At 31.5% G+C, this 19232-nt stretch carries 25 protein-coding genes; 12 read left to right on the top strand and 13 right to left on the bottom strand.

The annotated features are described in order from the left end of the window. The first annotated feature begins 39 nt into the window (after positions 1 to 39). The 8 genes from dnaN to rpsO all read left to right on the top strand — a co-directional run bounded on the left by dnaN (position 40) and on the right by rpsO (position 4609). On the top strand, positions 40 to 1173 hold the full coding sequence (dnaN, locus tag IPJ91_03480; GenBank protein ID QQR93482.1) for a DNA polymerase III subunit beta: 1134 nt from the start codon (positions 40 to 42) through the stop codon (positions 1171 to 1173). Between the two features lie 20 nt (positions 1174 to 1193). Further along, positions 1194 to 1559 carry a hypothetical protein gene (locus IPJ91_03475; protein QQR93481.1) on the top strand — a complete coding sequence of 122 codons (366 nt, stop codon included), beginning with the start codon at positions 1194 to 1196 and terminating at the stop codon, positions 1557 to 1559. Continuing rightward, the gene (locus IPJ91_03470) at positions 1559 to 2164 is read left to right on the top strand and encodes a hypothetical protein (protein ID QQR93480.1); all 606 of its coding nucleotides are present in this window, start codon (positions 1559 to 1561) and stop codon (positions 2162 to 2164) included. The genes IPJ91_03475 and IPJ91_03470 overlap by 1 nt, the downstream gene beginning before the upstream one ends. A 29-nt stretch (positions 2165 to 2193) precedes the next feature. Next, positions 2194 to 2802 carry a hypothetical protein gene (locus IPJ91_03465; GenBank protein ID QQR93479.1) on the top strand — a complete coding sequence of 203 codons (609 nt, stop codon included), beginning with the start codon at positions 2194 to 2196 and terminating at the stop codon, positions 2800 to 2802. A 61-nt stretch (positions 2803 to 2863) separates the two neighbouring features. Next, the gene (locus IPJ91_03460) at positions 2864 to 3370 is read left to right on the top strand and encodes a hypothetical protein (protein QQR93478.1); all 507 of its coding nucleotides are present in this window, start codon (positions 2864 to 2866) and stop codon (positions 3368 to 3370) included. Between the two features lie 79 nt (positions 3371 to 3449). Beyond that, positions 3450 to 3788 (top strand): hypothetical protein, encoded by a 339-nt coding sequence (locus tag IPJ91_03455; GenBank protein ID QQR93477.1) that lies wholly within the window; start codon positions 3450 to 3452, stop codon positions 3786 to 3788. A 22-nt stretch (positions 3789 to 3810) separates the two neighbouring features. Further along, complete coding sequence (locus IPJ91_03450) at positions 3811 to 4239, top strand: hypothetical protein (protein QQR93476.1); 429 nt, start codon at positions 3811 to 3813, stop codon at positions 4237 to 4239. Between the two features lie 130 nt (positions 4240 to 4369). Further along, a complete protein-coding gene (rpsO, locus tag IPJ91_03445; GenBank protein ID QQR93899.1) occupies positions 4370 to 4609 on the top strand; it encodes a 30S ribosomal protein S15 in 240 nt (79 codons plus the stop codon). 15 nt (positions 4610 to 4624) lie between these two features. On the opposite strand, the gene IPJ91_03440 is transcribed toward rpsO, so the two are convergent. Next, a complete protein-coding gene (locus tag IPJ91_03440) occupies positions 4625 to 5383 on the bottom strand; it encodes a peptide deformylase (GenBank protein QQR93475.1) in 759 nt (252 codons plus the stop codon). A gap of 64 nt (positions 5384 to 5447) precedes the next feature. Here IPJ91_03440 and IPJ91_03435 point away from each other — a divergent pair, with 64 nt between their 5' ends. After that, a complete protein-coding gene (locus IPJ91_03435) occupies positions 5448 to 6131 on the top strand; it encodes a hypothetical protein (protein ID QQR93474.1) in 684 nt (227 codons plus the stop codon). Positions 6132 to 6134: 3 nt separating this feature from the next. Continuing rightward, on the top strand, positions 6135 to 6401 hold the full coding sequence (locus tag IPJ91_03430; protein ID QQR93473.1) for a hypothetical protein: 267 nt from the start codon (positions 6135 to 6137) through the stop codon (positions 6399 to 6401). Positions 6402 to 6423: 22 nt separating this feature from the next. Here the strand turns inward: IPJ91_03430 and gatB are convergent, their stop codons facing one another. The 4 genes from gatB to IPJ91_03410 form a co-directional block, all read right to left on the bottom strand. Beyond that, positions 6424 to 7917 (bottom strand): Asp-tRNA(Asn)/Glu-tRNA(Gln) amidotransferase subunit GatB, encoded by a 1494-nt coding sequence (gene gatB / locus IPJ91_03425; protein QQR93472.1) that lies wholly within the window; start codon positions 7915 to 7917, stop codon positions 6424 to 6426. A gap of 189 nt (positions 7918 to 8106) precedes the next feature. After that, on the bottom strand, positions 8107 to 9414 hold the full coding sequence (locus tag IPJ91_03420; protein ID QQR93898.1) for an AAA family ATPase: 1308 nt from the start codon (positions 9412 to 9414) through the stop codon (positions 8107 to 8109). A gap of 133 nt (positions 9415 to 9547) precedes the next feature. Then, entirely contained in the window at positions 9548 to 10321 is a 774-nt protein-coding gene (gene xth, locus IPJ91_03415; protein ID QQR93471.1) for an exodeoxyribonuclease III, read from the bottom strand. Next, positions 10318 to 10884: an NUDIX hydrolase gene (locus IPJ91_03410; GenBank protein ID QQR93470.1), complete on the bottom strand. Its 567-nt coding sequence runs from the start codon at positions 10882 to 10884 to the stop codon at positions 10318 to 10320. The genes xth and IPJ91_03410 overlap by 4 nt, the downstream gene beginning before the upstream one ends. Before the next feature lie 39 nt (positions 10885 to 10923). Between IPJ91_03410 and IPJ91_03405 the strand changes: the two genes are divergently transcribed. Together IPJ91_03405 and IPJ91_03400 are read left to right on the top strand one after the other, a co-directional pair. Beyond that, on the top strand, positions 10924 to 11889 hold the full coding sequence (locus IPJ91_03405) for a phosphotransferase (GenBank protein QQR93469.1): 966 nt from the start codon (positions 10924 to 10926) through the stop codon (positions 11887 to 11889). Positions 11890 to 12029: 140 nt separating this feature from the next. After that, a complete protein-coding gene (locus IPJ91_03400) occupies positions 12030 to 12212 on the top strand; it encodes a hypothetical protein (GenBank protein ID QQR93468.1) in 183 nt (60 codons plus the stop codon). A 20-nt stretch (positions 12213 to 12232) separates the two neighbouring features. Here the strand turns inward: IPJ91_03400 and IPJ91_03395 are convergent, their stop codons facing one another. The 8 genes from IPJ91_03395 to IPJ91_03360 all read right to left on the bottom strand — a co-directional run bounded on the left by IPJ91_03395 (position 12233) and on the right by IPJ91_03360 (position 19154). Beyond that, positions 12233 to 13531 (bottom strand): glycosyltransferase, encoded by a 1299-nt coding sequence (locus IPJ91_03395; protein QQR93467.1) that lies wholly within the window; start codon positions 13529 to 13531, stop codon positions 12233 to 12235. After that, positions 13521 to 13721: a hypothetical protein gene (locus IPJ91_03390; GenBank protein ID QQR93466.1), complete on the bottom strand. Its 201-nt coding sequence runs from the start codon at positions 13719 to 13721 to the stop codon at positions 13521 to 13523. The genes IPJ91_03395 and IPJ91_03390 overlap by 11 nt, the downstream gene beginning before the upstream one ends. 23 nt (positions 13722 to 13744) lie before the next feature. Further along, positions 13745 to 14470 carry a hypothetical protein gene (locus IPJ91_03385; GenBank protein ID QQR93465.1) on the bottom strand — a complete coding sequence of 242 codons (726 nt, stop codon included), beginning with the start codon at positions 14468 to 14470 and terminating at the stop codon, positions 13745 to 13747. Then, the gene (locus IPJ91_03380) at positions 14467 to 14910 is read right to left on the bottom strand and encodes an effector binding domain-containing protein (protein QQR93464.1); all 444 of its coding nucleotides are present in this window, start codon (positions 14908 to 14910) and stop codon (positions 14467 to 14469) included. Before IPJ91_03380 ends, IPJ91_03385 begins: the two co-directional genes overlap by 4 nt. Positions 14911 to 14941: 31 nt before the next feature. After that, a complete protein-coding gene (locus IPJ91_03375) occupies positions 14942 to 15367 on the bottom strand; it encodes an NAD(P)H-dependent oxidoreductase (GenBank protein QQR93463.1) in 426 nt (141 codons plus the stop codon). A 275-nt stretch (positions 15368 to 15642) separates the two neighbouring features. Further along, on the bottom strand, positions 15643 to 16446 hold the full coding sequence (locus IPJ91_03370) for a hypothetical protein (protein ID QQR93462.1): 804 nt from the start codon (positions 16444 to 16446) through the stop codon (positions 15643 to 15645). Positions 16447 to 16568: 122 nt separating this feature from the next. Next, entirely contained in the window at positions 16569 to 18149 is a 1581-nt protein-coding gene (locus IPJ91_03365) for a hypothetical protein (GenBank protein QQR93461.1), read from the bottom strand. Positions 18150 to 18164: 15 nt separating this feature from the next. Continuing rightward, positions 18165 to 19154: a hypothetical protein gene (locus tag IPJ91_03360; GenBank protein ID QQR93460.1), complete on the bottom strand. Its 990-nt coding sequence runs from the start codon at positions 19152 to 19154 to the stop codon at positions 18165 to 18167. Positions 19155 to 19232 lie beyond the last annotated feature (78 nt).

The following is a 19232-nucleotide window of genomic DNA, read 5'->3' as shown; positions in this document are numbered from 1 at the left end:
ATTTAATTAATTTACATTATATTAATTTAACAAATCAAAGTGTCTAAACTCAAATTTTCATCATCAAAATTAACCAAGATACTAGTATCTATCTCAAAGTTCTCATCTACAAAGATGATAGACTCTTCACTTGGAAAACTCATTTTTTCATTTGAAGAAAGTAAATTGCAAATAAAAGCAACAGATCTTGAAAAATCAATTATTTATACTTTTTCAGAAATTGATAACTTAGAAAGTTTTGATAGTTTTGCAATTGGAACAAAAGATTTTCTAGGTTTTCTAAGCTCACTGCCAGAAGTTGATGTTGAGTTGAACTTTGGCAAAAATAAATTAGAGATGAAAACAAACTTTGCAAGTGGAGACTTTAGTATTTCTGAGTCAAACGAATTTCCAAGCTTTGACAAAAGTTTCCAAGATAACTTTATGACACTAAGTAGGCAAGAAGTTCAAAATATTGTTGATAAACTATTGAGTTCAATATCACAAGATCCTTCAAGACCAGCACTAGAGGGCATTTACTTTGATTTTCTAAATAGTGATAATAAAGAAAATGTGCATCTTGTTTCAGTAGATGGTTTTAGATTAGCCAAATTAGAAGTTTCTACAATGTCAAAATTGAAAAAGCCATTTATATTAAACGCATCAATATTTCAATCGTTACTTGATTTTGATTTTGACCAAGTAAAACTATACCCAATAGATGATAAAGAAGGAAATTTAAGTCAAGTTGAGTTTAGAATTGTTGAAAAGAATGAGATATCTTGTTTTGCAAGAATAATTGATGCAAATTTCCCAGATTACAAAAGTTTAATTCCAACAGAAGAAAGTTACAAATTTATTTTCAATAGAGATGAGATGTTGATGAATTTGAAAATTGTAAATAATGTGTCAAGAAATCTACTTGGTTATAAAACTATACTCTCACTAAGAGGAAAGAATTTAAAAATTTTTTCAACAGATATTGAGAAAGGTAAAATTGAAACAACAATGATCGTTGAAAACCAAGGACAAGAGGAACTAGATATTGCATTCAATCTAAAGTACTTGCAAGATGCTTTGAGATGTTTTTCAAAAGATGATATAATATTCCAAACAAAAAATGCCAATTCTCCAGCACTATTTTATGGGGAAGATAACTATCTTCATTTGATAATGACGATGAGAATTGATTAAAAGTATTAAGTTAATCTAATATGTACAAAGTCATTGAACAATTAAAAATATCAACTACTACTTTATTGTTGTTTGTATTCTTTCAAAAAGGATTGGTGGCAGCAAGTCTTGAAGTCAAAAATCCATTAGCGATTGATAGTATTCCTCAATTGATAGACAGGTTTTCGTCATTGATATTGCCAATGGTAGTCATATTTACATTTGTAAGTATAATTTTAACTGCTGGTTTTGGACTGTTATCATCGAATTATAGTCCAGAATCTAGAAAAAAGTTCTATTCGACAATAGGATTCAAAATAATATTATTAGGAGTAGCGTTATTTGGTAGTGTTTTGATAGCGTTGGTTCTTGCAGTCTTAGGTGTTCCTGCAAATTTGATTACATAATGAAAATGAAGAATCTTCTTGATATAAAATTTTACTTATTCAAACCAACAAAGGCATTTTTATTCTTAGCAATTACAATTTTTGCGTTTGTAGTTTTTTCTAGCAATTTAAACGCAGTTGATAAAGGGACATGTTTGAAAGACGATGGTTCATATATATCTTGGGCGGAATGTCTGAACTCAGACTCAAATAACATACAAACACAAATTAATTTGAAAAATAATATACTATTTACTGGGTTTGATAGCTTTTACAATGATTTTTGGAGGATTAAGTATGATGTCGCCTGTACTAGGTTTCAATGCAACAGTGCAACAGGAAGTTATGAAGCAGGTAACGAAGCATTTAACTTCACAGTACGAAGAATATTTGCAGATATAGCTTTTATAGTAGTTTCGGCAATAATAGTTATTCTGATTTTGAAGGTATTTTATGATATATTTATAGTTGGATTTGATGAAGAGAAGGGTATGGAAAACTTTATGAAGAGTAGCAAGTACAAGATTTCAGTATTACTTGGGTTGGGAATTTTTGTAATTGTTGCATCTGTCTTTACCAAGTTAGCAGATTTAGGTTACTTTTGGCAAGTTGGATTTAGACTTTGATCAATTCACATTAAATAACAGAAAATAAAATGGCACCGATAAATATTTTTAATAAACTCCTAGCATTAGCTTCAACAACTGACTTGGTTACTCAAATATTTGGAGATGCTAAGGCCACAACCTTGCTCTCGAAAATGTTGCCGGGGTATAGCTTGCTTTCAAACGATGCAAGTAGTTTAGTTATAGTAGCAGGTTTAGAGGTTGTGAAGATAATTATACTTGGACTTATACTTTTTCTATTTACTGCAAAGATTGTCAAGATATTGAATCTAGCTAGACAGTCAGACAATGAAAAGTCTCCAGAAAAGGCAAAAAAAGTTGTAAAATCACTTGTAACTATGATATTACTTATAGTATTATTTATTCCATTGATGAATTTAGCAATTTATGCTACAATTGGTAAAGGAATGAAAGTAAATGCATTTCAAGTTTGTGACAATGGTAATATGGCCATATATTATATTCGAAGGAACGAAACATTGCCGGCTGGGTGTGAAGGTGGTGGAGGATATACAATGTGTGAACGTTGTCAAAACGAATGTGCAAAGATTTTGACTGGATCACTAGCAGGAACTCCAGCAGCACAAGTAGAATACCAAGGCTGTTTGGATGCTTGCAATGAAACAGTTTGTAAATAAATAACAAAATTATTAAATGAAAAATTGCTAGAATCAAAACTGATTTCTAGGACAAAAATATATGTATAAAAGTATTTCAACAAAAGTAATGATGGTTGTGACCTTTGTCATGGCTTTATTTTCTCTTTCGGTACCTACAGTTTTTGCTGAGTCAACTCAAGCACAATCATGTTTGTTTCAAGGGATTCCTATTTTAGAAAGTATGTGTTCAAATAAATTAGGTGAAACGATTGTTACAAATCCAGGTGGTGCAGTGGAAACCACTTTCAATGTAGGAAAGACAGTTGCAACATGGGTAATCGTCATAATGTTTGCAGTAGCAGTTGTTTTGACAGTTTTGGGTATATTGTCAAACATGAGAAAATCTGACGATGAAAAAAGCAAAGAAGCAGCAATAAAGAGAACAAAGAATTTTGCAACAATGGCAGGTTTGTTATTTGGATTTGTTCTTGTAGGTGCAGTGGCACTTTATGCAATGAATATACAAAACGCAGATTTAGGTGAGAACCAAAATGTAAATGATTTTGTAAATTGTTTACTTGGAGGTGACGGTGAATGTAATATTTAAGCTGAGATAAATCAATTCTTTTTAAGAAGTCAATCAATTTAGATTGACTTCTTTTTTTTTTTGTTTTACACTTCTACATATGTTTCCAGCTTTGTCAGAAATACAAACAGTCATCAAGTATGCAATAGGTGCAATGATGACGCTGTCGATCTTTTTGTCAACGGTTCAGATTTCTTTGAGAGTTATTCAGTATCTTGTGAATACTGATTCTGTGAAGAATTATTCAGAATTACTTAGAGGAACTTTGTTTGCACCAATTATTAGGATAATTGTAACTTTTTTTGCTTGGCTTATAGTAAGCACATTTGCAATTATTGTAGGTATCAAAGATCCAGCAAACTGTTTTGACAAAAATACTAGTATAGTAAATGGAAAACAGATCAAGTTTGATTTCATTTTTCCTACAATTTGTAATTAATAATTTTATTTTATATTAAAATATGAAAAACTCACTAAATAAATCAATAGCCTTTGTGTTACTTGTCACCATAACAATACTTACTGGATTGATACTTTATAACTTACTAGGTCCAAGTCTTGATAACAGGACATCAGCGAAGGTAGATGATAATATTCAAAAAGTTATGGATGCATATAATTCGAAAAAGTCATCATATTATGCAAATTCAGAAAAAGAAAATGAATCTGAAATTCTTGAAACAGACTACAAAGCAGTTTGCTGGAATAATGTCTTAAGCGAAGAAGGAAAATTTTACTGGAAGAATGAATGCAGAGGACGAGTTTATGATGTAGCAAGTGCATGTTCAACAGCACAAAACAATAAACCAGAACTAACCTTGGGAGAAGCCTTTGGATATCTTTCTTGGATGGCTGACGAACTTCCATTAAATACTGCCTGTCAAGAATAAATTGAAAAATTAGAAATCTCTGGTATAATCTACTAAATATTTTTACCTTCAAGTGGATGTTTATCTGCCTTCTGCTTGATTGGCGTATAATTTCATGAAAACAACAAAAAGTACAACTCAAAAGGATACCATGTCAGTTATTGAAAAAATTAGACTACATGAGACTGATACTGGATCCCCTTCAGTCCAAATCGTTAAACTTTCCGAAAAGATCTCTAGCCTAGCAGAGCATTTAAAGGTCCATAAAAAGGACAATTCATCTAGAAGAGGTCTTTTGAAGATGGTTGGTCAAAGAAGAAGGTTGATAGAATATCTTAAGAAAACTGACTCAAAGTTACATTCCAAAGTAATTAAGGAACTTGGTTTGTAATTTATCAAATCTTAGTCAAAAAGACTCATCTACTCTGGGATACCTTTTGTGTGTATAGAAAAAGTCGTCAAGTTCTTTTGACTTGTGAATATCTTCAATATTTTCTACTTTTGATAAAAAAAGTAAACCATTCATATGGTCTATTTCGTGCAAGATAAGATGTGACATCCAGTTTTCTACTGTAAAAGTTTTTTTTTGTCCAAGTATGTTTTGGTATTCTACTGTGATTTCATTTGCCCTACTGACTGGTGCATATAGTGCAGAATCACCCACTCCAACAGATAAACAGCCTTCCCAAACTATTGATTCTTCTTCAGAACTAGCAAGAACAATTGGGTTGATTAGAACTTCAAGGAGATATGGAGCAAGCAAGTCTTTGATAAATTGAATTTGTTTTGTATGTAGCCTTTCAGAAGATAAAAGACCCATAAGCTCCTCAAAATCAACATTTTTCATGCTTCCTTGTAATTTTTGAACAAAGTCACCGTTATCAAGATCAAGAATGGACACGAGATCCCCTTTTGTATTCACATGGAACAAAGTCTCAATTTGTTCTTCCCAATCAAGCCTTTTCACTATACATATCCTATGCAAATATCCAATTTGGACAGCAGAGAGGCCAACACCTAGATCTCCTACAGATTGCAAAGTAGCAAAAAGGTAATTAATAACTTTTTCTAAATCTGTACGTAGTGGAAAGTTGACCTCATGAGATACTTTGGATAATAATGGATCTCCAATTTGCAAAATTTGTTTAACTCCACTCTTTGTCATGCCTAAAGTTTTTTGGTTAATAAATCTTCTTATTTAATTTGAAAAATTTTGTTAGAATATATGTATGCAAATACAAGATCAAACAAATTACAAGTACATTAAACTTGAAGAAATACGAAAGGAAGGTAAATATTGTTTCATTGACTTTGATTATACCATAGCGAACTTCGGAACAGCAAAGTTTGAGCTCCTTAGAATGCTTGAGGTATTTGGGCTTACAAAAGAACTTTGGGATAGGCTTTATTTGAAACACAAAAATGATATCCATGTTTTTATGGAAAAAGATTTCGTAAAGGAGCTTTCTGAAACTATAAACCTTGAAGAGGTGAAGCTTCGAGAGATTTTTGATTCTGTTTGGGATAATTACAGCAAGTATATCTACTATGATGTAGAAGATTTTTTGAGTAGAAATAAAGATGAAAATTTGTTTGTATTTTCTTTAGGAGCAGAAGATTTCCAGCTGCAAAAACTAGTATCCACAGGTTTGTCTAAATACTTTAAAGGCGCTTATTATACAAAAATTCCAAAAGGACAAGCGATAGTTCAGATTGCAAAAGACTTAGACATAAGTGAACTTACACTGATTGATGATAGGAAATTGAATTTGGATGAAATCAAAAAGACAATGTCAACAGGTGAAGTGACAGTAAATTACTACTTGCTACAAAGACCAAAGGGGCAATATTCAAGTTATATAGAAGAAGTAGATACAGAATATAATGTGATTAAGTCACTTTCTGAAATATAGTTTATGGACGATCCAAGGTATGACAAATCAGAAATATCTAGCAAAAGTGTGATTTTGTTAGTTTTGACTATAGCTTTTGTAGGTATAAGCTGTTCATTTTTTTGGGCATTAGTTAGAAGAAATATGGTTAATGACTATTTATCAAAGCAAGGTAGTTCAGAAGATATCCAAATATCTACAAATACAAATAGCACGAAGACTTTTTGGAATTCAAGTTCAGAACGAAGCTCCTCGACTAGCCAAATTTCAGATAGAAATACTTTGAAATAATATATCTTTAGAAGACTTCTAGCTAAAAAGCTTTTGCTAAAACTTCTTCAACAATCTTGTCAATAACCTTTGGATTTGCTTTGCCTTTGAATTTTGCCATAATTTGTCCAACTAAACTTCCTTTAGCTGCAACTTTTCCTGACTTATAATCTTCAACGATTTTTGAATTGTTTGAAATGATTTCTAATACTACTGGTAATATTTTAGTTTCATCTGAAATTTGAATTAAATCATTTTTTTCTACATATTCTGAAATTGCAATACTTTCTCCATTTAGATATGTTTCTAAAAGCTTTTTTACAGTTGCTCCAGAAATTTGATTTTGGATAAGAAGTTCTATAATTTGAGAAAGTTGAACTTGCGATAACTTCATACTTTCAAATTCTTCGCTTCGTTTTTTAAGTAATGCTGATAATTCTCCAACTATAAAGTTTGCACTTTGTTTTATAAACTCAGGATCTTCAGAATGATCTATAATTACACTTTCAAAGAACTTCATTTTTGCAATTTCAGATATTATGATTTCTGCTTGATCTTGTGGCAAAAACAATTTTGTAGTATATCTTATTAGTTTTTGATCTGGAAGCTCAGGAATAGAATTATTTATTCTTGTAAGTTCTTCATCTGCAATTTTGATAATTGGTAAATCAGGTTCTGGAAAATATCGATAATCTTCAGCATCTTCTTTTACACGCTGAGAATAAGTTTCTCCGGTTAGATCATCAATTCCACGAGTTTCTTGAATTGGAGTTTGATTTTGTTCGAGTAATTCTCTTTGTCTTTTTTCTTCAAATTCTATAACTTTTTGCAAAATCGAAATAGATGATATATTTTTTACCTCAACTTTGTAATTCGGCAATTTATTCCTATCTTGGGAGGGGTGTTCCGTAGGAACGGGGTGGGTTAATCCAACTGAAATATTTAGTTCAAATCTCATTTGACCCATTTCCATATTCGCATCTGAAATTTCACAATATCTTACAACTTGCTGAAGCTTTCTTGCAAACTCCAAAACTTGATCAGAATTTTCAAAATCTGGTTCAGTCACAACTTCAACTAGTGGAACTCCTGACTTATTGCAATCAATTGCAGAACCTAAGTTTGAATGAATTGATTTTGCAGTATCTTCTTCTTGATGAACTCGACGAATTCGAATTCTAGTTTTATCATCATCAGTTTCACCTCCAGAAATTTCTAAGTATCCATTTTCGCCAATTGGTAAATCATATTGAGAAATTTGATAAGCTTTTGGAAGATCTGGATAAAAATAATTTTTTCGATCAAACTTAGTTAGTTGGTTTACATTGCAATTTAGAGCGAGTGCCAATTTGATACATTTTTCAATCGCAACTTTATTTGCAACTGGTAATGCTCCAGGCATTCCAAGACAAACTGGACAGGTATGAGTATTTGGTTCTGCTCCGAAATAATTCGCATCACATGAGCAAAACATCTTTGATTTTGTTTTTGATTGTATATGGACTTCAAGTCCTATGTATGTTTTATAGTTTGACATTAAGTAGTAATTTTAGCATAACTTTTGTCATTACTTCGGCTCATTTTATGAAAATACAAACTCAAATGCACATAATTCATTACTTGATTGCAAAGTTTTGAAAGCTAAATTTGAAGTTAATAAATTTATATCAAATTTAGAGAGGCTGATATTCAACGGGTATTTTATTTTACTAGTTAATCACTATATCTAATTGAGTAACTTTACGCTAACCTTTCCAACAAATTCTTGCACTCTTGCATCTACTATCACGTCGCTTAAATTAACTTTTCTAGTTAAACTTATTCCTTCCAAACTTTTGCAGCGAGATAATGCTACATAAAGTTGCCCATGTGCAAAAGCTCCTGTTCCTAAATTTATTTTTACTTTATCGAAAGTTTGACCTTGAGATTTATGAATTGTTACTGCCCAAGCAAGTTTGAGTGGGTATTGATGAAAACTTCCCTTTTCAACTTCTTCAAGTCGTTTACTTTCACTACTCCAACCATATTCTATAACTCTCCAATCAGATTTTTCAATCTTGTAACTAACTTCCCCGATTCGAACTGAAACGGAGTTTGGATCTAGGTAATCTATAACTCCTAAGCTTCCATTTACAAATCGCCTCTCTTGGTCATTTTTGAGCATCATAACTTGAGCTCCAATTTTTAACTTTAAGTCCAGGTCGGTTGGATAACTTTTCTCAGGATAATCTCCAGAAATATCAGCGTTATAAATAAATTCTTTTGAATTTATTTCCTCTAACCTTATTGTATTAATATTATTTGCAACTTTATTTGTGGTTGTCAAAGTAATTGGTTCAGTTTGTAATGATTCAACATGTTGAACCCCTGTATTAGCAACATTAAACGGTATATGAATTAGTCTAGTATTTAATAAATCTAAATCTTGCTCTTCAACTTTACCAACTCTGATTCTATTCAAAACATTTTTAAAATCAATATCTTTTTGCCTGAAAATACTTTCAAGTTCAACATATCTCAAATTATCTATAAATGGTTTATCAAATATATCAGCTTGGTCACTTTGAGAAAAAACTTTAGCTGAAAAGAAATATGGAGTGTCATAACGTTCTGCCAGGTATCGTTTTGAATTATCGTCAGCAACGACAGGGGGAAGTTGAAAAAGATCGCCTATAAAAATCATTTGAACTCCACCAAAAAGTTGAGTAGAATTTTTGTTCACTCTCAATGCTTTATCCATTCCATCAAGCATATCAGCTCGAACCATCGAAATTTCATCAACTACAATTGTTTCTATGTTTTCATAAATTGCTTTAAGTTTTCTTGAACTATGAATTGCTTGCGGGTCTATATAAGTTAGCGGAAAATCAAAAAAGGAATGTATAGTTTGTCCACCAATATTCATAGCTGCAATTCCAGTTGGAGAAACGACTGCAATATTTTTCTTTGAATTTTGTCTAAAATATGAAAGTAATGTTGACTTTCCAGTTCCTGCTCGACCAGTTAAAAAAATAGTATCTTGTGTATTCTCCATAAGCTCAAAAGCACTTTTAAACTCAGGAGTTAAGGTAAAGTCTGGAGGTAGAGTAGTAACGGTTGAGAGTGTATTCGTTTTTGAAAATTGACCTGAATCAAGTTGAGTTTGCACAAGAATAATTTTAATAGATTCAATCTATATTTAATTCAATTTCCACGGGACAATGATCAGATCCCATTACATCAGGATGGATAACACAAGTTTTAATATTTTTAATTAATTTTTCACTTGCTAAAAAGTGATCAATTCTCCAACCAACATTTCTTGAACGGCTGTTGAAAAAGTTTGACCACCAAGTATACTTTTCAGCAGAATTATCAAAATTTCGAAACACATCAGCGAATCCTGAGTTTATATAATTATGAAAGCCTTCTCTTTCTTCATCAGTAAAACCTGCGCTCCTATGATTTGTTGTAGGGTTAGCCAAGTCAATTTCTTCAGGCGCAACATTTAGATCTCCAGCAAATATGACAGGTTTTCTTGATTCTAAGGCCTTTACGAACTCCAAAAATAGTGGATCCCAAGTTCTATATCTCAAGTCTAGTCTTGTAAGATCTCTTCTTGAATTTGGAGTATAAACATTTACTAAGTAGAAGTTTTCAAATTCCAAACTTTGTACTCTACCTTCTTGTTCATATTCTGAAAGTTGCTTAATCTCTGTAGTAATACTTTGAGATATTGGTTTAATACTTTCTTTATATAATGCCAAAGTCCCTGAGTAACCTGGCCTGTTTCCAGTATTATAAAACTCAGTATAACCTTTCATATCATATAGAATTTGGGACCTGTCAGCGCGAAGCTCTTGAATCAAGAGAATGTCTGGGTTTAGTTTTTGAATTGAACTTTCAAAGCCTTTTTTGATACAAGCTCGAAGTCCATTTACATTCCAAGTAATTATTTTCATGAGGTTTTGTTAAATTTATCTTTTAATTTAAGTAAAGCAATAATTGCAGAAGCCTGAAATATTTCCAACTTATCTACCATACCCAGCGCATCTTTTAGTTTCATTTTAATCAATTTAATGTTTTCTGTGTTTTCAATACGGTTTTCTTCAAATTTCTCAACTTCACAAATATATGTATAATCTTTTGCAGAATAAATTTCAGATTTAGGTGCAGTTATTGCAACTAGCTCATAATTCTTTCCAACTATTCCAGTTTCTTCTTTGAGTTCTCTTTTAGCAGCAATCAAATGGTCTTCTCCTTTATCAATTCCACCTGCAGTTAATTCAATCAAATAATCTTGGTGTGAGTAGCGAAAGATACTTATTAGATATACATTTCCATCTTTATCGTAAGGCAATATTGAGACGCCATCTTTGGTAGGTAAATAAATGTGAATACCTTCAGTCCCATCTGGCCTTACAACTTCATCTTCATATAATTTTGCATACTTACCATCATATGCAAGTTTCCTACTTAGTATTGTCCAAGGTCCATTTTTATAGGGAAAATTTGTGATATTCATAAAATGAATGTTTAAGTTATAATCAATTCTATCAAATTTATGGAACTAGTTTTGAAAATTATCAAAAAACTCAATCTCAAAGTTAATACTATCTCGGGTCCCTATCGTGGTTATCGAAATTCTAATTATAAATTGGTTACCCAAAATGAAATACTTAACCTAGTTATTTTTAATAATGAAATTGGTTCAATCGAAACAATCCAAATTCAAAATAAAGCCTGCTCAGAACTTGCAAAGTTAAATTTAAGTTTTCAAATTCGCTATCCAAAATCTAGGATTATTCAGATTATAAATAAAAAGAATAACTTTGAAACTTTGGCTTGTTTGTATAACTATATTGAAGGTCAAACTATTTCTTGGGAAAATTATACAAGCAGTCGGCTTAAACAGATTGGGAAGTGTCTTGCTGAGTTACATTTAGGTTTTGAAGCACTAAACTTTGATCGAAGGTTACTTTCAAAGTTATATCCACAAAAACAAATTTGCTTAGATCAAACAAGAGAAATGAAGAGTTATTTTGCGAGGCTTGAAGTGAAACTTGCTATGTACAAAAAGTTAGGAATAATTTTGAATGTAAATTTTGAAAAATTAGAAAGTCTGGTTTCGCAAATTGAAAGTGAAAATAAAGTTTTGCATATGGATTTTGTAAGAGGAAACATCATTTGGGATGAAGATCAAAACAGAATAGTTGGTATTATAGATTTTGAGAAGATGAGTTTAGGAAAAGTTGAATTTGACATAGCAAGGACTTTGGTTTTTTTGATAATTGATTCAAAATACAAACTTGAGCATGAAGTTAGAGAGAAGTTTTTGGCAAGTTATGGAAATAGTTTTGATATAAATTTAGTTGAAAAGTTGCTGATCTTTTATTTGATTTATGATTTTTATAAATTCTTAAAGCATAATCCATATGAATTTTTGGGTGAAAATGAACATTTTGTGAGGACGAGAGATTATTTGTTAAATTCTAAGGTTATATTGACAAGTATAGGTATCATGACATAATTTCATATGAAATAAAATTATCTGTTATTGAAGATCAAAATAATCAGAATCATAAACTTGCAGGTATTACGACACAAATTCTAAGTAAATTACTTACTGAAGTTAGTAAATCAGCAGCATCTCAATTAACTTCAAGCATTTTGCTGAATAAAGAAGATACTTGCATTTCAATGCCACCAGATGATGCTTATAAATATCCAATACTATTTGTTAAAATTGATAATATGGAATTACCTGAATTTAGAGTAGGAATTATAGGTTTGGAGACAGGTTTGTTATTGACCGCCTCACACAAATTGCAAATAAAATCGTTGAAGATATAAAGAATTATCAAAGGTTGAGTTTAATCTAAAAGCCTTTCATACACTTCCAAATATCCTTTTGCCATTTTTTCAACCGTAAAGTTTTGTTTGTAATGTTCGTAAACTTTCTCACTATCTAACTTCACAACTTTTTGAAACCCATCGTACAACCAATCCACAATTCCAATCTCATCCATATGAAAAGGATCAGACATCTTCTTTTCAACTACAATCCCAGAAACATCATTTTTGATAACTTCCGGAATTGATCCAGAATCTAAACCTAAAACCGGCGTTCCAACTGACATTGCTTCAATCATTACCATCCCAAATGGTTCTTCCCAAATTGATGGCATTATCAAACATTTTGACCTTGCCATAAGTTCTGACTTTGTTTTCAAACCTGAAATATAGCCTAAATACTCAATATCTTGAGATAAAAAAGGCTTTATTTCTTCTTCAAAATAGTTGTCATTGCCAAACCCAGAATAATATTTACCAACTATTTTCAGCTTTAGATTGTACTTTTCAGCCAATTTTACAGCTAAAGAAACGCCTTTGGGTTTGATGATTCTTCCGATATAAAGTAAGTCAATATCTTTATTGTCCTTCCCTATAGGAAGGTGGCTTTGAACAAGGTGAGAAGACGGAAGGTTTTGCCTCTGGTTCTCAAAATCAAATTCATTATCAAAACCATTATAAACATTTGCAATAAAGTTTCCTTGAGGTAATGATTTTTGTTGAGAGTTAGAAATTGAGATCCAATTTAGGTCTTTATATTTTTCAAATTGGGACTTGTATTTAGCAAGAAAATCAAACGGTTCGTGATGCGTAAAACAAACAGGAACTTTGGATAACTTTGCAAATGCTGGAGCAATTTCTTCTTCTGCTGTAAAAAAGTGAATCAAATCAAACTCACCAAAATTGCCAAGTTCATATGCTTTTGAAATAAGTTCGGTTAATACTTGCCGAGATAAAGTTATACAAGTTAATGGATGTTTTTTCAAAAATTCTTGAAGTAATTCTAACTTTTGTTTTTGAGAATAATCTAAAATATCATTCTGATTTATTGCTCCCTTTGGGAAGCTGTCCGAAGGATTGAAGTGGTTATTTGTTTTCTCACTTGCAATCTCGTAAAACTTGTTCAGATCAACATTATAATTTTCAACCTCAGGAATTTGCAGGTCTGGAGTAAAAAAATGCACCTCAACTCCAAGTTTTGATAAGTTTCTAGCTAAATCAATTGCAAGTTTTCCGGGAGCAAAAATTAGAGTTTCCTCAAATCCATTTTGCATGAAAATATGCGGAACAACTAATGCAATTCTTAATTTATTCTGCATCTGCAGGTTTTTCATCATCAAGAAAACTTAAATCTAATTCAGCATCAGATAAGTCAGCATAATCTCCATAGTAACCATCCGGTTTTGATTCTTGAGGTTTAGTTTCTTCAGTTTGAGAAAGTGCTTGTGCTTGATTCATCTCAGAATCTTCTAGGTTTTGAGTTGTTGAATTTGGATTTGTTGAGTTCATAATTTTAATTTATATAAAAATTTTTAATTTATTTCCGGCTTGAAATTATTTCTACTCCAATTCCAAAGAATTGGATGCATATCAATTGGAATCAAGTTAGTTCCTTTCAGTACCTCAAACCATTTCTCAGCAACTACTTCCCTACTATCACTTTCAGTTGCGATTCCAAGTTGAATCGAACATTGCATCACATGAGTATCTGGAATTATACTAATTTTATCTAAATTTGCAAACTTAGCATCAGAATAATTATACAAAATATATAACCAATAATTTGCCATCTTAGCGCCAGATAAATATGGAAAGCTTGATTTCAAATCTTTTTCAAGTGCTTGTTTGATTTTTACAACATCAAAATCATATTTCTTAAAAAATATTCTAGGATCATCTTCAAATTTATCACGAAAAGTTTTTGCTAACTTTATCCAAATATCGGTGTGTTTATTTGGTTGCAATGATAGTTTATGTTTTCTTAGATCAATTCTAACTTTCTCTATATCAGTCTCTACAACTTTTTCAGGATAAAACAAATAGTTTGTAGCAGTGTCTTCAAAAGTGTCAAGTGCAGCTTTCCACAAAGCTGGCGAATTTCTTTGAAAATTCAGTGCAACTGGAAAAGTGAAGTAAGTATAATTCAACCGATCAGAAATATCTAAGTTTGGATGAACCTCATGCTTGTGTTCTTGAGGAATCAAGTTCAAATCCCAAATTTCTTTGAGTTTTAAGATCTTGTTTTGAATAGTTGTCATTTAACTGAAACTGCAATCCAACACTTTTTCATATCTAGGGAATACATCTCAAGATCATATTTATAATTTCTATCAATTTCTTCTTGAGATTTAGAATTTATCTCGTTCCAAGCTTCAGCAACAGAATCTGGACCAATAAAATCTAGCTCAACAAATTTATACTTTTGATCTGGAATTTGCAAAGTTGTAATTTCTGAGCTTGACTGTATTGAATCTTTCTTAGTCAAAAGTCCAATCAGCATATCAAAACTTTCTGAATTATAATTATGATAAACAGCATGTAGAGAACCATTTTCGACATTCTCTATTTTTGAAAGTAAGTCTGAAGTCCTAAACTTAGCCCAAATTTCTTGAATTTGAGAAGTCATTTCAGATTTTTGAATTGTAAAGTTGTATCCTGAAACTTGAAAAGCTTCATGAAAATAATCTTGTATTTGCATAATATTTTGAATTCAATTTTATTGAATAACTTTATCTTTGTACCATGTACCAAATTATCTCAACTTCAGCTCCAACATAGTTAAATATTCCAGTTCGAAGTCTTTCCTCTAAATTTTCTTTCATTGTAGGATCTCCATCTGGTGTATGTCCATGAGTTAAATGCACATTAAACTTTCTACCATTCATCAAACCTTTTTTTCCAGTTTCATCAAATAAAAATGCAAAACCATAAGCAATCACGTCTTGAACCCATTTATCAAAATTATAACTAAAACCCCACCAATAAACTGGAGCAACCAAATGAAGTTCTTCTTCTGATCTAATAATATCTTGCCATTCTTGTTTTGATTTATCAGTTGAATGAAAAACTTGATGTTTATTATCTTTATTTAATTCTGAAATAACTTGAACTCCAAGTTTACTTTCTATTTCTTTAGGATGAAAATTTATAATCATAAAATATTGTTTCTAATTTGCAAAATTAGTAATTTGTAAATTGCCAAAATATAATATCATATACGAAAAGTACAACACTTGTGTATGCTTGAGAGATTTGAGCAGAATCTCCAGAGGTTTCGGAAAAGGTTACTATATTTCGACTCCTAGTGTTCACACCATTGCTGATACCACCATTACTTAGAAATAAGATAGCAGTAATTGAACAAATCAGAATTACAAGCAAGAGCAAGATAAGTTTAATATTTTTTGTTATGAAGTTTTTTATGTGTTATTTATTTGGAAGAATTACGGATATATTCAAATAAATATTGCCCTGCCCAAGCTGCATAGCCAAAAAACTTTTCTTGCGTCCAATTACGCATTTTCTCATACGAGAGTTTTGGATCAATGTCATAATACTGCGTCAGGATCCTTTGTCCCCACACATCTAGTGGCGTTACATTATCAAACCCCAATGCGTAGCATAGAACGCAATCGGCTACCTTATTGCCTACTCCCGGTAATGTGAGTAAATCATTTCGGATTGTGGCTTCATTCTCACGTGTGAAGTTTTCCAGATTCCAAGTAATAAGCCTGGCAGCGCTTTCTTTTATATATTTTGCACGATATCCAAATGAACAAGTCTTCAATTCCTCTATAGATAGTTCAGCAATTGCACTTATTTTAGGAAATAAATAGTATTCTTTATTCTGAAATAATACAGATCTATTACACATAGTAGATAGTTTCTTAATCGACTTCCGAATTGCAGGAATATTGTTGTTGGCCGATACAATGAAAGAGATTGTAGCTTCGTGAACATTTTGCCTCAGTAAGCGTAGTCCTCGATATTTATCATATGCTTTTTTCGTATAGGCATCCTTAGATAATGCAATTGCTAATGGATCTATGTCAAAATCTAATCGAAGATATCTAGTAACAAGCGAAAGATTATTGTTTTCGGGGTATGTTTGCCACAAGATAGTGTGTTCATTTGGTTGCAATAACACTATTAAACCATCTATTGTAGCACCGACCCAGTATTCATTAGATTTTTCCCAAACAAAAAACTGTCCACTTGTAAGCGTTTTATCCAAATCGAAATTGGTGACATTAATTGAGTTAAAAGTATTCATCACTGGTAATGCAAATAATTAATCAAATTTGTCAAAATACTGATAAATCTATAAGAAATATTATACACATATCTACAAATCATTTAAAGATCCAAGCCTTTATCCTGCTGATAATTTTTTGCCCTGCCTGACTTAATTGCAATTTCTGCTTTCATAAGTTCACGTCCAATATCCATGCTGTGCGAAAGATCTGAGATAACTAAATTTGAAAGTAAGATATCACCTAGTTTTTGAGCTGAGTTTGTATCATTACCATTAATTGAGTAAGCTTGCAAAACTTCGTTTCCGTCACGGCTCATATGCTTTGCAATTATAAAAAGTTCTCCATTTCTTTCTTCGATTTCCATTATCAAATTTCCTCTTTTATCTTGCATACAAAACATCTTGTTTTCAAATTTCTTGATAACTTCTTCTGCATTTTGATAATTCAGTTCATATATTTGAGCCAGATTTGAAATTGTTGTAAGTTCACCAACTTTCATCCCAAGTTTTGTTGCAAGCATCATTTGAAGTTTTCTAAGTGCGAAAGTATTTCTAGGCCATGCGTCAAACATATCATTTGATCTAAAGTATGCAGTTAGGTTTAACTTGTGATTGACATAAGAAAATTGAAGTTGTGTCATACAAGGAACATTCTGAGTTTGTAGGGGTTTCACTTGTTGAACTCCATTATCACTATTATTTGAATATTTCAAAAACGATCCATTGTCAATCCAAGGATTCCAAATAGATATAATTGCTCCCGCATCATATTTTCTAGCTTTGAGTTTTTTGTAAATTATTTCAACTTGATTGAGAAGTAAACCCCCACTCACTTCGTGACTTTCCCCCTTTTCAATGGGGGCTTGCAGTGGGTTTGGATAATTGAACATTCTCTCACCATACCCATAATCTTCACTTTGTTTAGTTTTTTCAAAAAAACCTTTGTAATAAAGTTTGAGGTCACCTTGATTGAAAGTCATAAAATCAGGAAGTTCTGGTTTATCTGGATCTTCTTTTGAAATTGTAACTATCAAATTACTCAAAACTTTCACTTTAGCACCTGAAAGCATATAACTATCTTCTCCAAACTTCATGATGTGTCTCAAAATCTGAATCCAAGCTTCATCTACATATTCGGATCGAATACTAAAAACATTTTGTTCACTGGGAAATTCACTTGCAGTTTCAGCTTCAGCTATAGGAAATTCTTTCGGTTCTGCCCAATGTTTAATTTCAGTGTTATTATTATTTTTATTTATTTCATCTAATTTCTTTTGGATTTCACTCGCCTTAAGTTCGCCAGTTAAATCAATATACTTTATATTCTTTCTAAATAGTTCTAAATATTCTTTTGTAATTTCTTTGTCAACCGGAGATTTTTCGCAAGATTTGACATTATGATTTTCATCAATTCCTAGATCTATAAAGTTTTTCAAACTTTCTGCACTTTCTGATCTATTTGCTCCACAAATTATCAAAGTATCTATAATGGGATTTGCCAAAATGTTTCGGATGATATAGTTGATTCCTCGTTTTGAATAAAGTTGCCCACAAATTGCAAAAGAACTTGGATCAAGTCTAGAAGTAAAAGTTTGCCTCGGAGTCCAAAGGGTAACAATTCCGACATTGGAATTCAGGTTTCCAATTGTGAGTTGTTCTTTATAAAAGATTGGATAAGACATAATTTATACCAGAAATCACATTTCTCTAATTACCTTCATCCTCACCCCCATTTCCTTAAATAGCTCTGCTGCATGTCCTCCATTATGCACTAGTTTGCAACTAACTTCACCGATTCCACTTTCAGCTATCACTTTAGCGCACCACGGACATGGCATAAGTTCTATAAATAATTTTGCACCTTTCAGGTCATCTTTGTTTCCAACTTTCAAAATTGCATTCATCTCAGCATGAATTGTATCTTGTGCATCACTACTATTCATCGGAGTTAGCATTTTTTCATTTGAACTTACATGATGAAAATCATAAGTTTCATAAGGCATTATCTTGTTTACTCCCCAAGAAAGAATTTGATTATCATTCAAAATCAAGCAACTCGTTTGAAAAAGATGATCATAAGAATAAACTTTGATCTCATTTAATATATTCCAAATAGATTCTGTATCTGTTTCAAGAAGTTCAGTTCCAATAAGTTTATCTAACTTTGAATAATCAACATTTGAATCTAACTTTGCTTCTTCATCTGAAAAATAAGAACTAGAAAATTGATAGGGAATGTTGCGAGATTTCAAAATTTCATATTCAGCTCTTCTATGAAATGATCTGTGCCATGAAGCATTTATCAAAATAACTTTTTCAAAATCAAGTTCTTGCAAAATATCTTTCCAATTATCAAAATTATATTTGAGAATAGTTAAATTGTCTAAATTGTACTTAGGATACTTCTTTGCAAACTTTTCAAAAGTAGTAGTTAAATATGCAAGTTGCATACTTTCGAATTGAGGTGAATTTTCAAGTCCTTTGATATACTTTTCATTCAGAATTCCCCATAAAATCTGCGTATTTTGTCTCCCTTCAGAAGGGAGATGTGTTGAAGACACAGAAGTATCGTATTTCATAAACAGTTCAATAATTCTTTTCTGTGTAATTTTGCGAGATCCTATGATGAATACAAACTTTTTTGAAGTTAAGTCTGGGTTTTGTGGTGAATAGTTGAGAATTTGCATCAATGAAATTACCTTCAAACTTTGAAAGCTAGAATATAACTTGTAAATTTATTTAGATAATACTCTAGGCTTTTAGAA

It is taken from the genome of bacterium, assembly GCA_016699595.1.
Taxonomy (GTDB): Bacteria; Patescibacteriota; Dojkabacteria.
The sequence above is the reverse complement of the archived record's forward strand: the minus strand, read 5'-3'. Positions and strand labels throughout refer to the sequence as shown.

Excerpts from the sequence above, each read along its gene's own strand:
- IPJ91_03475 (QQR93481.1), top strand. The coding sequence starts at position 1,194 with ATGTACAAAGTCATTGAACAATTAAAAATATCAACTACTACTTTATTG.
- IPJ91_03470 (QQR93480.1), top strand. The coding sequence starts at position 1,559 with ATGAAAATGAAGAATCTTCTTGATATAAAATTTTACTTATTCAAACCA.
- IPJ91_03465 (QQR93479.1), top strand. The coding sequence starts at position 2,194 with ATGGCACCGATAAATATTTTTAATAAACTCCTAGCATTAGCTTCAACA.
- IPJ91_03460 (QQR93478.1), top strand. The coding sequence starts at position 2,864 with ATGTATAAAAGTATTTCAACAAAAGTAATGATGGTTGTGACCTTTGTC.
- IPJ91_03455 (QQR93477.1), top strand. The coding sequence starts at position 3,450 with ATGTTTCCAGCTTTGTCAGAAATACAAACAGTCATCAAGTATGCAATA.
- IPJ91_03450 (QQR93476.1), top strand. The coding sequence starts at position 3,811 with ATGAAAAACTCACTAAATAAATCAATAGCCTTTGTGTTACTTGTCACC.
- rpsO (QQR93899.1), top strand. The coding sequence starts at position 4,370 with ATGTCAGTTATTGAAAAAATTAGACTACATGAGACTGATACTGGATCC.
- IPJ91_03440 (QQR93475.1), bottom strand. The coding sequence starts at position 5,383 with ATGACAAAGAGTGGAGTTAAACAAATTTTGCAAATTGGAGATCCATTA.
- IPJ91_03435 (QQR93474.1), top strand. The coding sequence starts at position 5,448 with ATGCAAATACAAGATCAAACAAATTACAAGTACATTAAACTTGAAGAA.
- IPJ91_03430 (QQR93473.1), top strand. The coding sequence starts at position 6,135 with ATGGACGATCCAAGGTATGACAAATCAGAAATATCTAGCAAAAGTGTG.
- gatB (QQR93472.1), bottom strand. The coding sequence starts at position 7,917 with ATGTCAAACTATAAAACATACATAGGACTTGAAGTCCATATACAATCA.
- IPJ91_03420 (QQR93898.1), bottom strand. The coding sequence starts at position 9,414 with ATGGAGAATACACAAGATACTATTTTTTTAACTGGTCGAGCAGGAACT.
- xth (QQR93471.1), bottom strand. The coding sequence starts at position 10,321 with ATGAAAATAATTACTTGGAATGTAAATGGACTTCGAGCTTGTATCAAA.
- IPJ91_03410 (QQR93470.1), bottom strand. The coding sequence starts at position 10,884 with ATGAATATCACAAATTTTCCCTATAAAAATGGACCTTGGACAATACTA.
- IPJ91_03405 (QQR93469.1), top strand. The coding sequence starts at position 10,924 with ATGGAACTAGTTTTGAAAATTATCAAAAAACTCAATCTCAAAGTTAAT.
- IPJ91_03395 (QQR93467.1), bottom strand. The coding sequence starts at position 13,531 with ATGCAGAATAAATTAAGAATTGCATTAGTTGTTCCGCATATTTTCATG.
- IPJ91_03390 (QQR93466.1), bottom strand. The coding sequence starts at position 13,721 with ATGAACTCAACAAATCCAAATTCAACAACTCAAAACCTAGAAGATTCT.
- IPJ91_03385 (QQR93465.1), bottom strand. The coding sequence starts at position 14,470 with ATGACAACTATTCAAAACAAGATCTTAAAACTCAAAGAAATTTGGGAT.
- IPJ91_03380 (QQR93464.1), bottom strand. The coding sequence starts at position 14,910 with ATGCAAATACAAGATTATTTTCATGAAGCTTTTCAAGTTTCAGGATAC.
- IPJ91_03375 (QQR93463.1), bottom strand. The coding sequence starts at position 15,367 with ATGATTATAAATTTTCATCCTAAAGAAATAGAAAGTAAACTTGGAGTT.
- IPJ91_03365 (QQR93461.1), bottom strand. The coding sequence starts at position 18,149 with ATGTCTTATCCAATCTTTTATAAAGAACAACTCACAATTGGAAACCTG.
- IPJ91_03360 (QQR93460.1), bottom strand. The coding sequence starts at position 19,154 with ATGCAAATTCTCAACTATTCACCACAAAACCCAGACTTAACTTCAAAA.